General features: G+C 69.6%; 13 protein-coding genes. 5 read left to right on the top strand and 8 right to left on the bottom strand.

Annotated features, from left to right (window positions below):
* Positions 1 to 3: 3 nt before the first annotated feature.
* Positions 4 to 1,569, bottom strand: coding sequence for a peptide ABC transporter substrate-binding protein (locus ACT2CW_RS12390; protein ID WP_445516675.1), 1,566 nt, complete (start codon positions 1,567 to 1,569; stop codon positions 4 to 6).
* 502 nt (positions 1,570 to 2,071) lie between these two features.
* Here ACT2CW_RS12390 and ACT2CW_RS12385 point away from each other — a divergent pair.
* Positions 2,072 to 3,196, top strand: coding sequence for an epoxide hydrolase family protein (locus tag ACT2CW_RS12385; RefSeq protein WP_445516549.1), 1,125 nt, complete (start codon positions 2,072 to 2,074; stop codon positions 3,194 to 3,196).
* Between the two features lie 16 nt (positions 3,197 to 3,212).
* Here ACT2CW_RS12385 and ACT2CW_RS12380 read toward each other — a convergent pair whose 3' ends face one another.
* Positions 3,213 to 3,758 (bottom strand): TetR/AcrR family transcriptional regulator, encoded by a 546-nt coding sequence (locus ACT2CW_RS12380; protein WP_445516548.1) that lies wholly within the window; start codon positions 3,756 to 3,758, stop codon positions 3,213 to 3,215.
* A gap of 124 nt (positions 3,759 to 3,882) precedes the next feature.
* On the opposite strand from ACT2CW_RS12380, the gene ACT2CW_RS12375 reads away from it, so the two are divergent.
* The 3 genes from ACT2CW_RS12375 to ACT2CW_RS12365 all read left to right on the top strand — a co-directional run bounded on the left by ACT2CW_RS12375 (position 3,883) and on the right by ACT2CW_RS12365 (position 6,113).
* A complete protein-coding gene (locus ACT2CW_RS12375; protein WP_445516674.1) occupies positions 3,883 to 4,896 on the top strand; it encodes an NADP-dependent oxidoreductase in 1,014 nt (337 codons plus the stop codon).
* A gap of 116 nt (positions 4,897 to 5,012) precedes the next feature.
* Entirely contained in the window at positions 5,013 to 5,210 is a 198-nt protein-coding gene (locus ACT2CW_RS12370) for a hypothetical protein (protein ID WP_020868650.1), read from the top strand.
* A gap of 231 nt (positions 5,211 to 5,441) precedes the next feature.
* Positions 5,442 to 6,113, top strand: coding sequence for a M15 family metallopeptidase (locus ACT2CW_RS12365; protein WP_445516547.1), 672 nt, complete (start codon positions 5,442 to 5,444; stop codon positions 6,111 to 6,113).
* A 181-nt stretch (positions 6,114 to 6,294) separates the two neighbouring features.
* On the opposite strand, the gene ACT2CW_RS12360 is transcribed toward ACT2CW_RS12365, so the two are convergent.
* Complete coding sequence (locus tag ACT2CW_RS12360; protein WP_223864545.1) at positions 6,295 to 6,378, bottom strand: cittilin family RiPP precursor; 84 nt, start codon at positions 6,376 to 6,378, stop codon at positions 6,295 to 6,297.
* 100 nt (positions 6,379 to 6,478) lie between these two features.
* Here ACT2CW_RS12360 and ACT2CW_RS12355 point away from each other — a divergent pair, with 100 nt between their 5' ends.
* A complete protein-coding gene (locus ACT2CW_RS12355; RefSeq protein WP_445516546.1) occupies positions 6,479 to 7,273 on the top strand; it encodes a GNAT family N-acetyltransferase in 795 nt (264 codons plus the stop codon).
* A gap of 85 nt (positions 7,274 to 7,358) precedes the next feature.
* Here the strand turns inward: ACT2CW_RS12355 and ACT2CW_RS12350 are convergent, their stop codons facing one another.
* The 5 genes from ACT2CW_RS12350 to ACT2CW_RS12330 all read right to left on the bottom strand — a co-directional run bounded on the left by ACT2CW_RS12350 (position 7,359) and on the right by ACT2CW_RS12330 (position 13,581).
* On the bottom strand, positions 7,359 to 8,498 hold the full coding sequence (locus tag ACT2CW_RS12350; RefSeq protein ID WP_445516545.1) for an ABC transporter ATP-binding protein: 1,140 nt from the start codon (positions 8,496 to 8,498) through the stop codon (positions 7,359 to 7,361).
* Positions 8,499 to 8,524: 26 nt separating this feature from the next.
* Positions 8,525 to 9,595 carry an ABC transporter ATP-binding protein gene (locus ACT2CW_RS12345; protein WP_138913974.1) on the bottom strand — a complete coding sequence of 357 codons (1,071 nt, stop codon included), beginning with the start codon at positions 9,593 to 9,595 and terminating at the stop codon, positions 8,525 to 8,527.
* 19 nt (positions 9,596 to 9,614) lie between these two features.
* On the bottom strand, positions 9,615 to 10,592 hold the full coding sequence (locus ACT2CW_RS12340; RefSeq protein WP_138913973.1) for an ABC transporter permease: 978 nt from the start codon (positions 10,590 to 10,592) through the stop codon (positions 9,615 to 9,617).
* Positions 10,593 to 10,700: 108 nt separating this feature from the next.
* Positions 10,701 to 12,503, bottom strand: a complete 1,803-nt coding sequence (locus ACT2CW_RS12335; RefSeq protein ID WP_445516544.1) for an ABC transporter substrate-binding protein — start codon at positions 12,501 to 12,503, stop codon at positions 10,701 to 10,703.
* 70 nt (positions 12,504 to 12,573) lie between these two features.
* Positions 12,574 to 13,581, bottom strand: coding sequence for an ABC transporter permease (locus tag ACT2CW_RS12330; protein ID WP_164429893.1), 1,008 nt, complete (start codon positions 13,579 to 13,581; stop codon positions 12,574 to 12,576).
* Between the last annotated feature and the right edge of the window lie 421 nt (positions 13,582 to 14,002).

Genomic DNA, 14,002 nt, shown 5'->3' with positions numbered 1-14,002 from the left:
GGCTCAGCCGACCCTGATCTGTGAGTAGACCGGCACGCTGAACTGATTGAGCGCCACGTCGCTGAGCCGCCGCGAATAGCCCGCGCTGCCGTTCTGGTACCACAGCGGGATCGCGGGCATCTGCTCGGCGAGGATCTTCTCCGCGTCCCGGAAACCGGCGATGGCCCGGCCGTCGGCGGAGGCGGCGTTGGCCTGGTTGACCAGCCGGTCGAAGCCTGTGTCGCTGAAGTGGCCGTCGTTGGAGGAGGCGCCGGTGTAGTACAGCGGCTGGAGGAAGTTCTGGATCAGCGGATAGTCCATCTGCCAGCCGGCCCGGAACGGTCCGGTCATCTTCTTCCCCGCCATCTTGTTGCGGTAGTCGGCGAAGGTGCCGACCGGTTTGCCGACACAGGCCCGGTCGTTCCGCAGCACGGTGTTGACGCTGTTGCAGACCGCGTCCACCCAGTCCTTGTGGGAGCCGGTGTCGGCGTTGTACGTGATCGTCATCCGGCCGCCGGGCAGCCCGCCGCCCGCCTTGATCAGCTTGCGCGCCCGGACCGGGTCATAGCGGCAGGCGTCCCCGCACAGCCCCGGCTGATAGCCGCCCTGGCGGCGCAGGACCGGCGAGGTCCAGTCGGTCGCGGGGGTGCGGGTGCCCTGGAAGATCCGTTCGGTGATCTGCGCGCGGTTGATCGCCATCGAGATGCCCCGGCGGACCTTGGCCCTGGCCGGGCCGCTCCAGACGCGGTCGTACATCGGGAAGGTGAGGGTCTGGATGATCCCGGCGGGCTGGTTGATGTAGCGGTTGCCGAGATCGGAGCGGACGAACTTCAGCTGCTGCGCCGGGACATCGTCGACCAGATCGAGATTGCCCGCCTGGAGATCGGTGTAGGCGGTGTTGCTGTCCGTGTAGACGCGCAGGTCGACGCCTTTGTTACGGGCCTTGTCCGGGCCGGGGTAGCCGTCCCAGGCCCGCAGCTTCATCACCGAGCCCTTGGTGTACGACCGCACCTGGTACGGGCCGTTGCCGATGGGCTTCCTCAGCCAGGCGGCGTGGTCCGTGAAGAACGCCCGGGGCAGCGGCACATAGGCGTTGTAGCCGAGGGTCTTGGGCCAGGTGGAGAACTTCTGGGTGAGCCGGACGGTGAAGGTCCGGTCGTTCCTGACCCGCAGCCCGGAGAGGGTCTTGGCGGTGGGGGCGCCGCCGGAGGCGGGATGGACCTTGTCGTAGCCCTCGATGTACTCGAAGAAGTAGGCGTTGCGCTGCTTGTGGTCGATCCGGGCGCCGTAGTTCCACGCGTTCACGAAGGAGGCGGCGGTGACCTTCTCCCCGTTGGCGAACCGATGGCCCTTCTTGAGGGTGATGGTGTAGTTGCGCTGGTCGGAGCTCTCGATCCGCTCCGCAAGCGCGTTCTTGGCCTCGCCGGTCCTCGGGTCGTAGCGCTTGAGCCCCCGGAAGATCATGTCGAGGACCTTGCCGCCCTGGACGTCATTGGTGTTGGCGGGCTCCAGCGGATTGGGGGGATCGCCCCAGGAGGAGCGGACGACCCCGGCGTCGGCGCCGCCGCCTCCGCCGCCGCAGGCGGTCATGGTGGTCGCGGCGGTCGCGATCAGGAGGGCGGCGCGCAGGGATCGCCGGGCGCGTAGGGCGCGTACGGGACGCGGGGCGCCCAGGGAAGCCCGGGCACGCAGGGAATACGGGGCTCCGCGACGCATGGCGCCTCCCGACGATCCGGTCCAAGATCGGCCTTACGGGGCGTCCGGCGGATCGATCCCCTCCCCGCCCCTTCCCGACACCTGCCGATATGCGGCTCCGCCGCGTGGGGGGCTTCGCCCCTGGACCCCCGGGGTCTGGGGCGGACCCCGGGGTCTGGGGCGGAGCCCCAGTTTCGGGAAGGGGCGGGGAGGGGATCGATCCGCCGCAGGCGACAAAATCAGTCGGACACCACCTAGGCCCATCTGACATCCGCACCGCCGGCGGCGCACGCTGATGACCGCTGTCCGGGGTGACGGGGCCGGAGGTGAGGGAAGTAGGTGTGCCACCGGGCGTCGCGGACACTCCCCGTCCGCGACCGCGCCTACCGTGCCGCCCATGGAGATCCGTCCCTTCCGCATCGCCGTCCCCGAAGCCGACCTCGACGATCTGCGCCGACGCCTGGAGCGCACCCGCTGGCCGCAGCGCCTACCCGGGGCCGACTGGTCCGACGGGGCGTCGCTCGACCACGTCCGCGAGCTGGCCGGATACTGGGCCACCGGGTTCGACTGGCGGGCGCGAGAGGCGCGGCTGAACGCGTTTCCGCAGTTCACGACCGAGATCGACGGGCAGCGGGTGCACTTCCTCCAGGTCCGCTCGCCCGAGCCGGATGCCCTGCCGCTGCTGATCACCCATGGCTGGCCCGGTTCGGTCGCGGAGTTCACCGAGGTCATCGGCCCGCTGACCGATCCGCGCGGACACGGCGGCGACCCGGCCGACGCCTTTCACGTCGTCATCCCGTCCCTCCCCGGCTTCGCCTTCTCCGCCCCGCCCCACGAGCCCGGCTGGGGCATCCGCCGCATCGCCACCGCGTGGACGGAGCTGATGCGGCGTCTGGGGTACGAGCGCTACGGCACACAGGGCGGCGACTTCGGCTCGCTGATCTCCCCCGAGGTGGCCCGGGTGGCGCCGACCCGGGTCGTCGGCGTCCATGTCAACGCCTTGGTGACCGGGGGGTCGGCCGACGCGGCTGATCCGGAGGAGCTGACCCCGGCCGAGCGCTCACGCCTCACCGGGCTCCAACGCTGGCACCGCGAGCTCTCCGGCTACGCCGCCATCCAGGGCACCCGCCCCCAGACCCTGTCCTACGGCCTCGCCGACTCGCCCGTCGGCCAACTGGCCTGGAACGTGGACTGGTTCGCCGCCCACGGCGACAAGCCCGAGGCGCTCGACCGTGACGCGGTCCTGACGAACGTCTCCCTGTACTGGTTCACCAACACGGCGGGCCCCTCCGCCCGCCTCTACAAGGAGGCCGCCTCGGCCTGGGGCGCGTCCCCCGAGCGCTCCGGGGTCCCCACCGGCGTCGCGGTCTTCGCGGGCGACACCGCGATCCGCCGCCTCGCCGAGCCATGGCATGCGATCACCCACTGGTCGGAGTTCGAGGCGGGCGGCCACTTCGCGGCGATGGAGGTCCCGGAGCTGCTGGTGGGCGACGTACGGACGTTCTTCCACGACCTACGCTGACCAGGGCGAGACAACGTCATTTCGTCAGGATCGCGCTCGCGACAACCTCAAAGAGGTGATCGGCGCGTGGCGCCAGCGAGGGTTGGTCGCCGAGCCATGCGAGCGCCGCGATCAGCGCGAACAGATCGGTGCCGTCGATGTCCGTCCGCGCTACGCCCGCGTCCTGGGCACGGGTGAGCAGCCGCGTGCCGGCCGCGCGGAGGGTGACGCACGAGGCGTGGAGCGCGGATTCGGTGTCCTCGATGGCGGCTGCCATCAGCACGGTCACGCCCCGGTACTCGGTTGTCCAGGCGACGCAGTCGCGTAGCCACGACACCAGCGCGTCCTCGGGCGAGCTCGACGTCTCGAGTTCGCCCGCCCTTGCCGCCCCCTCGTCGAAGCTCGTGTGGAGCAGGGCCTCGAGCAGCGCCTCGCGCGTCGGAAAGTGGCGGAGCAGCGTCGCGAGCCCCACACCGGCCTTGCGCGCGATGTCGCGCAGCGACGCGTCGACGCCCTGCTCGGCGATGACGGTGCCCGCGACTGCGAGCAGGTGGTCACGGTTCTTCCTGGCGTCGGCCCGCATCTGCCCCTCTTGACTCTCCGGCTTGACTATCCGGATCAGTGGTCCATATATTCGGATCAGTGGTACGGATATATGGACCACTGGTCCGATCAGCGTATCCCCTGGCAGGGGCAGGAGAAAAATGATGTCGACACGCACGATGAGGGCGATCCGGCTGCATGGCTTCGGCGGCCCCGAGGTGCTGCGTTACGAGGAGGCGCCGGTCCCCGAACCGGGGCCGGGCGAGGTGCTCGTCCGCGTGCACGCGGTCGGCGTCAACCCTCCCGACTGGTACGCACGCGAGGGAATGCCCAACGTGCCTCCCGAGCTCAAGCCCCCGTTCCATCTCCCCCTGATTCCGGGGACAGACGTCTCGGGCGTCGTGGCAGCCGTCGCCGCCGACGTCACCGGCTTCGCGGCCGGGGACGAGGTGGTCGGCCTGCTGCGCTTCCCCACCGCTCTCCAGGGCGGCGCGTACGCCGAGTACGTCACCGCGCCGGCGTCCGACCTCGCCCGCAAGCCCGCTGCCATCGATCATGTGCACGCGGCCGGCCTGCCCATGTCGGGGTTGACGGCGTGGCAGTTCTTGATCGAGCTCGGGCACGACCACCCCTCGCCGTTCCAGGAAGCCCGGCACCGCCCGATGGCGCTCGACGGCGGGACCACGGTGCTCATCAACGGCGCCGCCGGTGGTGTGGGGCACCTCGCTCTCCAGCTGGCCAAGTGGAAGGGGGCGCGCGTCATCGCCGTGGCCTCCGGCGCCCATGAGACGTTCCTGCGCGAGCTCGGCGCCGACGAGTTCATCGACTACACCAAGGAGCGGCCCGAGGAGGCCGCCCATGACGTCGATCTCGTCCTGGACACCGTCGGGGGCCCCGACAGCAGGCGCTTCCTGCGCACCCTCAAGCGCGGCGGGTCCCTCTACCCGGTGTACTTCGGCGAGTTCGACGACGAGGAGAACGCGCGGCTGGGCGTCACGGTCACGTCCACCCAGGTCCGCTCGCACGGCGCGCAACTCGCCGAGCTGGGGCGCCTGCTCGACGCGGGCACGGTCCGCGTCGCGGTGGACAGCACGTTTCCGCTCGCGGATGCCCGGGCCGCGCACGAACGTGCCGCCCGAGGGCATATCCAGGGCAAGATCGTGCTCACGGTCGCCTAGGAACGAGTCGTTCGGCGGCGCGGCGAAGGCGGGGACATCGCTCCTCGGGAGGGGTCCCGGGCGGTCCCGAGGAGGATGGCCGCCCGTAGCCGAGGTGAACGTAAGGAAGTGCCGCCATGACCCCCGTGCAAGTCGACTGGCTGTCCATCGTGCTCGGCCCCCTCGCCCTCATCGCGCTGGCGTTCGCCTTCTCCGCCCAGCGCTCGGCGGTCAAGCGGGGCGAATCCATGCCCGGCTGGGGCAAGGCCGCGCAGGGCGTGGGGATCGCCTTCGTGCTGTTCGTGGCCCTGTCCAACATGATGTGGGGTACCTGAGGTCGTGGCGGCCGGCCGTCAGACCTGCTGAGCGATCGCACCAGGCGCGCCTGCCGGCACCCCGGCGTCATGGACGACAGGACGCCTGCCGCGATCGTGACACGTTCGAGGCTCATACCGGCGATCATGCAGGCGGACCACCCATTCCGGGTGCCCACGGACGGTGGTTCATCCGAACGAGGGGACGGGCAGATTGTGGGACGGCCCACCGGCGTGTGTGAGGAGAGTCCCATGACCAGCTCGCCCTTCCCGGCGGAACCGCGGATCGTCCTGATCGGTGACCCACGGGTCCGGGCGGTGCCGGTGCGCGAATGCGGTGAACCGCTGGTCGACTGCCGGGGGCGGATGCGTGTGGACGGCCGGCGGGCCGATCCGACGGGGCACTTCGCGCACCTCCGGGCCGGAGTCGCCGAACGGCTCGAGCGGGCCGAGAAGTCGCTGCCGGACGACTGGCGGTGGTTGCTGGTCGAGGGTTACCGGCCGCCGGCGCTCCAGCGGGAGATCTTCGACGGCTACGCGGCCACGCTGCGGAAGCTCGATCCGGACGCCGACGAGGAGCGGATCCGGACGGCGGCCAGCCGCTGGTGTGCCCCGGCGGAGACGGCCGGACACGTCGCCGGGGCGGCGATCGACCTCACCGTGTGCACGCGGGACGGTACGGAGATCGACATGGGCAGCCCGGAGGCCGCGACACCGGAGGAGAGCGGCGGGGCCTGCTACACCCACGCCCCCGGCCTGTCCGCACGGGCCCGCGAGAACCGGGCGCTGATGATCGAGGCGCTGTCCTCGGTCGGCATGGTCAACTACCCCACCGAGTGGTGGCACTGGTCGTACGGCGACCGCTACTGGGCCTGGTCCACGGCCGCCCCCACGGCCGTCTACGGTCCCGTCCCGGAGCCCTGACGGGCCGCGAGCCCGACGGCCGGCCCCGGAGGGGCCCGGCAGGTCGGTGCGGTAAGGAGCGGCGGTCATGGACGTCCCCTCGGATCGTGGCCGACGGCGGTGGCCGCTCGTGGCTGCTCGTGGCCGACGGCGGTGGCCGCGGCATCGCCGCCGCGGCCACCGCCCGCTCAACCGCGCCGGTTTAGTAGTACGAGTACGGCAGCGTGAGACGGTCCTTACGAGTGAGCCGGGCGAAGAGCGCTCCGGTGAGGATCAGCTTGCGCATGGCGAACACCTCCCTCTCGTTGGGGGCCGGACGCAGTGGGGTCCGCGTTTACCAGTTATCGAAAGACGAGCCAGTGTGTCAGTTCGCCTATGATCGCGACGTGTCGCAGAACGACCCGTCGAACGACCTTCAGCGCATCATCGACTTCCGGATCTCCTTCGCCCGCCGACAGGCCGGTGAAGTGCGGGAGGTGCCGGGCGGTTTCCTGGTGCTGCACCGGGAGTACGAACGCTCCCATGAGCACAATCAGCTCCATATCACCGGGCCCGCCGACCCCGAGGGGCTGCCCGAGCTCGCCGATGAGGTCATGGCCTTCCTGCCGCACCGCCGGATCACGGTCCATGACGAGGCCCTGGGCCTGATCTCCGTGCCCGCGCTCGAACAGGCCGGGTACACCCATGTCACCGAGGTGCTGATGGTCCACACCGGGCCGGTGCCGGAGGCCGGGGCGGCCGATGTGGTGGAGCGCGAGCTGGGGCCGGATCCGCACGGGCTGCTGCGGCGCGCGGTGACGGCGCAGCAGTGGCGGTGGATGCCGGACGCGGACGAGAAGACCGTGCACGACCTCGTCGAGCGGCGCACCGCACGACGGGCCGGGGCCGACGAGGTGCTCTTCCTCGCCGCCCACGACGACAGCGGCGAGATCGCCTCCTGGGCCGATCTGTATCTGGAGCCCGCCGCCGGGATCGCCCAGATCGAGGAGGTGGCGACCGCCGAGCCGTATCTGCGCCGCGGCTACGCCGACTCCGTCCTGGCCGGCGCGCTGCGCCGCGCGGCCGCCGCGGGGTGCGCGCTGCGGTTCCTCGTCGCCGACCAGGAGGACTGGCCGCTGCGCTGGTACGGCCGCCGCGGGTTCCGCGCCGTCGGGCGGGTGCACTCCTTCTCGCGGTTCTGACGGCGGCCTCGGTTCTGACGGCGGACTGACGGCGGACTCGGCTCTGACGGCGGACTCGCGGTTCCGAGGCGCTGGTTCAGCGTGTTTACGGCTCCTTGCGCGGCAGGGCCTCCGACTCCGCCGCGATCAGCGCCGGGTCCAGCACCACGTCCTCCTCGCGGGCCTCGAGCGTCGGGTCCTCGGGGAAGTGGCAGGCGGACAGATGGCCCTCGCGGTTGCCGTCCAGGCGGATGAGCGGCGGCTCCTCCCGCGCGCAGATGTCCTGGGCCTTCCAGCAGCGGGTGCGGAAGCGGCAGCCGGAGGGCGGGTTGATGGGAGAGGGGACATCCCCGGCGAGCCGGATGCGCTCCCGGCGGGTGGTCCCCACGGCGCCCGGGCCGTCCTCCGCCTCCGCCGCCTCCTCGGCCATCACCACCGCCGCGTCCGGCACCGCGGACAGCAGCGCGTGGGTGTACGGGTGGCGGGGGCGGCGGTAGATGGACTCGCGGTCGCCCACCTCGACCACCTTGCCCAGGTACATCACGGCGACGCGCTGCGAGAAGTGGCGTACGACGGCGAGGTCATGAGCGATGAACAGGAAGGCGATGCCCAGCTCCCGCTGGAGCTTCTGGAGCAGATTGACGACCTGCGCCTGGATGGAGACGTCCAGCGCCGAGACCGGCTCGTCGGCGACGATCAGCTTGGGTTCCAGGGCGAGCGCGCGGGCCACCCCGATGCGCTGGCGCTGACCGCCGGAGAACTCGTGTGGAAAGCGGTTGTAGTGCTCGGGGTTGAGGCCCACGATCTCCAGCAGCTCGCGCACCCGGGCCTCCCGGCCGCCCGGTGGCTCGATGCCGTTGATCTCCATGGGCCCGGAGATGATCGTGCCGACGGTCTGCCGGGGGTTCAGCGAGGAGTACGGATCCTGGAAGATCATCTGGATCTCGGAGCGGATCGGGGCGAGCTCCTTGCGGCCCGCGTGGGTGATGTCCCGGCCCCGGTAGGTGATCCTTCCGCTGGTGGGTTCCAGCAGCCTCGTCAGAAGCCGGCCCGTGGTGGACTTGCCGCAGCCGGACTCGCCGACCAGCCCGAAGCTCTCCCCGGCGTGCACGGTCAGATCGACCCCGTCCACCGCCTGCACGGCCCCGACCTTCCGCTTGAACGGAAAGCCGCCCATGATCGGGAAGTGTTTGGTCAGCCGCTCGGTGACCAGGAGGGGTTCGGGTGTGCCCGACTCGATGCTCATGCGTCAGCGCTCCTAAGCCCTGGTCCCTAGCCCAGCCGGGGCTTGATCTGCTCGGTGAAGAGGGTCTGTTTCCGCTCGGCGCCCAGATGGCAGGCGGCGCCGCGGCCGTCCGGCAGCGACGGCCGCTCGGTGGCGCAGCGGTCGCCCCCCACCTGGTCGGTGTAGCGGCACCGCGGATGGAACGGGCAGCCCGGCGGGGGGCTGAGCAGGCTCGGCGGGGAGCCGGGGATGGGGCTCAGCGGCTCGTCCACGGCGGAGGTCAGCCGCGGCATGGAGCCCAGCAGCCCCCAGGTGTACGGGTGCTGGGGCGCCCGCAGCACCTCGCGGACCGTACCGCGCTCCACGGCCCGGCCCGCGTACATCACCAGCAGGTCGTCGGCGGTGTTGGCCACCACGCCCAGGTCATGGGTGATCAAGATGATCGCGGAGCCGAACTCCTGCTGGAGGTCCTTCAGCAGATCCAGGATCTGCGCCTGGACGGTGACGTCGAGGGCGGTGGTCGGCTCGTCGGCGATCAGCAGATCGGGGTCGCAGACCAGCGACATCGCGATCATCGCGCGCTGCCGCATCCCGCCGGAGAACTGGTGCGGATAGTCGTCCACCCGCAGCCGCGGGTTGGGGATGCCGACCTTCTGAAGCATCTCGATCGCGCGGGAGCGGGCCTCGCTCTTGGAGGCGCCGGTGTGCTTGCGGTACGGCTCGGCGATCTGGCGGCCCACCGTGTAGTACGGCGACAGGGCGGTCAGCGGGTCCTGGAAGATCATCGCCATGGTGTTGCCGCGCAGCCGCTCCAGGGTGCGCTCGGGCGCGCCGGTCAGCTCCTGCCCGTCCAGCAGTATCTCGCCGCTGACGGTGGTGGTGCGCGGGTCGTGCAGGCCCAGCACGGTGAGGTTGGTGACGGACTTCCCGGAGCCGGACTCGCCCACGATGCCGAGCGTCCGGCCGCGTTCGAGGTCGAAGGAGAGGCCGTCGACGGCCTTGACGATCCCGTCCTCGGTGGCGAACCGGACGTACAGATCGCGTACGGACAGGAAGGCGCCGTCGCCGGGGGCCGGTGGCGGCGTCGCGCCGTCGTCGGGCTTGGTGAGTGTGGTCATCTCGGCAGCTCCGGGTCTGTCAGGCGAGGCGCACGCGCGGGTCGATGAAGGCGTAGGCGGCGTCGACCAGGATGTTGAACACCACGATGGCCGCGGAGCTGACCAGCATCACGCCCATCAGCATGGGCAGATCGGTGAGCTGGACGGACTCCACCGCCAGCCGTCCGATGCCGTGCAGGGTGAAGGTGTACTCGGTGACCATGGCCCCGCCGAGGAGCGATCCGAGGTCGATGCCGAAGATGGTGACGATGGGGGCGATGGCGCCGCGCCAGGCGTAGCGGAAGAAGACCGTACGGCTGGAGAGGCCCTTGGCCCGCGCCGTGCGGACGTGGTCCTCCTGTAGCTGCTCGACCATCTGGGAGCGGGTCATCCGGCTGTAGTTGGCCATGAAGATCAGCGAGAGCACCACCCAGGGCAGCAGCATTCCGCTGAACCACTTCGCCGGATTCTCGGTGAAGGGGTAGTAGGCGGGCTGGTCCATGATCCCCAGCCCGCTGACGAACCAGGCCAGGGCGAGCACCCCGACGAAGTAGATCTGCATCGAGGCGCCGAGCAGCGACAGCGAGCTGAAGAACTTGTCGATCCAGGTGCCGCGCCGCCAGGCCGCGATCATGCCGATGCCGATCCCGCAGACCAGGAAGACGGCGGCGCCGCCGAGGGCGAGCGAGAGGGTGGTCGGGAAGCGGTCCACGATGGTGCTCCAGACCGGCTCCTGGCTGACGAAGGAGTAGCCGAAGCAGGGCGCGTCGCAGTGCCCCACGGCGAAGTCCCGCCCGGCGACGATCCCCACCATGAACTTCCAGTACTGGACCGGCACCGGCTGGTCCAGGCCCAGATTCTTGTTGATCATGGCGAGCGAGGTGGGATCGCAGTTCTTGCCGCAGGCGAGCCGGGCCGGTTCGGCGGGCAGGGCGAAGAAGAGGAAGAACGTGATCGCGCTGATCAGGATCAGGATCACGATCGCGCCGAGGGACCGGCGGGCGAGAAATCTCAACATGACGTCGGTGATCTTCCGCTAGGGGCGGGTTCCGGCCGCGTCCGCCGGGGCGGACGCGGCCGGGTTCTGCGCTGCCTGGGTGCGGCCGCGGCCAGGTGGAGAAGGCGACTACTTGATGAAGACGGCCGTCGGGTCCACGGCGCCGTAGACCGAGTTGAACTTCACTCCGCCCAGCCCCGAGCCCCAGAGGGTGAACAGCCGGTTGTAGAAGGTCGGGACGGCGGGGATCTCATCGGTCAGGATCTTCTCGCTGAGCTTGATCCACTCCGAGGTGGCCCGGCTGAGGTCGCTGACCTTCGTGACCTTGCCGATCTCGTCGTTGACCGACGGGACGTTGAGGTGCGAGTAGTTCGCGGAGTCGTCGTAGACGTTCTGGCCGCCGTACACCGGCGGGACCACGGTCGAGGCGGACGGCCAGTCGGCACCCCACGAGGACCGGTACAGGTCGAACTTGTTCTTGACCTTTCCGATCTGGGTGTAATAGGTCGACTGGTCGATCTCCTTCTTCTGCACCTTGAACCCGGCCCGCTCCAGGGCCTGCTCGACGACCACCGAGGCGTCCTGGTGGGTGTCGCCGTTCCCGTAGGCGTAGACGAGCTCGTAGTTCTCCTTGCCCGCCTCCTTCAGCAGCTCCCTGGCCTTCTTGGCGTTGCCGCCCGGGTACTTCTTCTTCCGGAACGGGTCGAACGTGGGGTCGTAGCCCTTGAGCGTGGGGCCGACCAGCCCGCCGCCGATCTCACCGGCCTTCGGACCGCCGAACTGCTGGAGGTACTGACCGCTGGGGAAGGCCCAAGCGATCGCCTCGCGCACCTTCTTGTCCTTGACTCGATCGGTGTTGATCGAAACGACATCCACATAGGGCTGCGTTTCGGTCAGCGACCGGGCCATCGCCTTCTTGTCCTTGAGGACCGTGGAGATCTGCGACGGGTCGACCGCGTTGGTCCACGTCATCCCGTTCCGGTCGGCGCCCTTGTCCGCCTGGAGCCGGCGGGTGGAGTCCACCCACTGGTGCCCGAAGGAGACGTCGAACTTCTCGACGTACTGATGGCGTATCGGGTCGGTCTTGGGGTCCCACTTGTCGTTCTTGACGAACTGGATGCCCTTGCCCGGCTTGAAGTTCTGGATCTTGTACGGACCGGAGGCCAGCGGGGCCTTGTCGTACTTCTCCTTGGTGTCCTTGGCCGGCGGCACCGCGCCGATGTTGGGCATGGCGACCGCGAACGGCACCTCGGCGCGCGGCTGGTCGAAGTGGAAGACGACGGTCTTGTCGTCCGGGGTGTCCAGCACCGACTTGGGCAGGTGCTTGCCCTTGTAGGGGCCGTCCGGAAGCGCCTTGCGGTACTTCTGGCCGTCCCCGGAGAGCCACTGCTGGAGGTAGGTCGGCCCGTTGGTCTGATACGGCGCGTAGAGCCGCTCGACGGCCTGGCGGACGTCCTTGGAGGTGATGGGCGAGCCGTCCTCGAACTTCAGCCCGTCCTTGAGGGTGTACGTCCAGGTGCGGCCGCCGTCGGAGGACTTGCCGGTGTCGGTGGCGAGGTCGCCGACCAGCTTGGCCTTGCCCGTCTTGTCGTCGAACTGGTAGTTCGTCAGCGTCCGGTTGTAGAGCGTCTGCATGATCAGCTCATCGCTGACATAGATCTGCCCCGGGTCCAGATGCTCGAAGGCGTCCCGCTGGAGCACCGTGACGGTGCCGCCCTTCTTGGCGCCCGGCAGATCCTTGGCCGGTCCGGTGGAGTCGGCGGCGGTGCCCAGGGTGATGTCCTGGGACTCCATCTTGGGCTCGTTCGAATCCTTGGGATTCGAGCCGCCGCCACCGCTGCTGCACCCCGCGAGCGCCAGGGCCCCCGCGGCCAGGGCGACGGCGAGGGTACGGGCTCTGCGACTGTTCTTGGACGGTTTTTCGGTGTTCACGTTGCCACTGCACCTGCCTCATCGGACGGAAGACTTGCCGTTCACTGCCTTGGGCCCGCCGGCCCCCCGGTCACCGCGTGGTCTTGGGGTCCATCGCGTCCCGGACCGAGTCCCCGAGCAGGTTGAAGGCGACCACGAAGACCACCATGGCGATGCCGGGGAAGAACATGTAGGTGATGTCGCCCTCGTAGAAGTTCGCGCCCTTGGCGAACATCCGGCCCCAGTCGGGGGTCGGCTCCACCACGCCGACGCCGAGGAAGGACAGCGCCGCCTCCGTCGTCACGAAGTTCGGCAGCATCAGCGTGGACTGCACCAGGATGGGCGTGACGAGGTTGGGCAGCAGCTCCTTGCGGACGATCCGCCACGGTGAGGCGCCGGTCACCCTGGCCGCCTCGACGAACTCGCGCTCCCTCAGGGAGAGCACCTGGCCGCGCAGCAGCCGGGCCAGCTGCATCCAGCCCAGCAGCCACAACACCATCACCAGGGCCGTCACCCGGAAATAGGTGGGCGTCTCCTTCTGCGGGCTGACGAACAGCGCGGTGACCACCGGCATGAAGGCGACGAAGAACAGCTGCTGCGGAAAGGACAGCAGCAGATCGATGAGACGGCCGAGGAAGTAGTCGGTGCGGCCGCCCGTATAGCCCGCCACCACGCCGATCACGATGCCGGTGAGCGTGGACAGCACGGTCGCGGCCAGCCCGATCAGCAGCGAGGTGCGGATGCCGTAGACGAGCTGGGTCAGCACATCGCGGCCCAGCTTGGGCTCGATGCCGAACCAGAACTCGCCGTCGATGCCGCCGTTGGGCTTCATCGGATAGCCGGTGAGGGGGTCCAGCAGCTCGGGCCGGTCAAGGCCGTAGGTGGTGTACGGGTCCTTGCCGTACAGCCAGGCGATCGCCGGCGCCAGCACGGCGACGGCGAAGAAGAAGACCACCACGCACGCGGAGATCACACCGGTGCGGTCGCGTCTGAAGCGCCGCCACATCAGCTGGCGGGGCGCCAGACCGGCCGGCGCCTCGCCCTCCGTGCCGCCCGGTGCGGTCTTCTCGACCACGCCGGTCTGGGATGGACTCGTCATCGCGTAGCGTCCCCCCGCACTGGTGTCCCACCGTCAACTCGCGTTGTCTATGCGCGTCATGTCGCCGCCCGCTCGCCAAGGTTGGTGCATGCGTGTCGGGTTGAGCGGACTGTCGCAATCGGGGAACGGCGCAGTCAAGGGTCCGGCGAGGGTGGATGTGCCGCTCGTTCGAACCTTGAGCGAAGATTTGGCAGATCGAGGTCCGGGCGTGCTTGACAGAGATCCCCTATGGGGGACAAAGCATGGACTATGGGTAGGAAACGCGTTAACACACAGGCAACCCATCCGTCGCAACACCGATATACGGACGCGTCAGGCTGAACTGCGTACGGCCGTGCGGGTGCCGTTGGACCGGCCGGGGCGCGAGATGCCGCCCCGGCCGGTCGCACCACTTCGGGGGCTCGGCCGCCCGTGTCTCCCG

It is taken from the genome of Streptomyces sp. NEAU-174, assembly GCF_052665095.1.
This window is presented reverse-complemented; position numbering and strand designations above follow the sequence as displayed.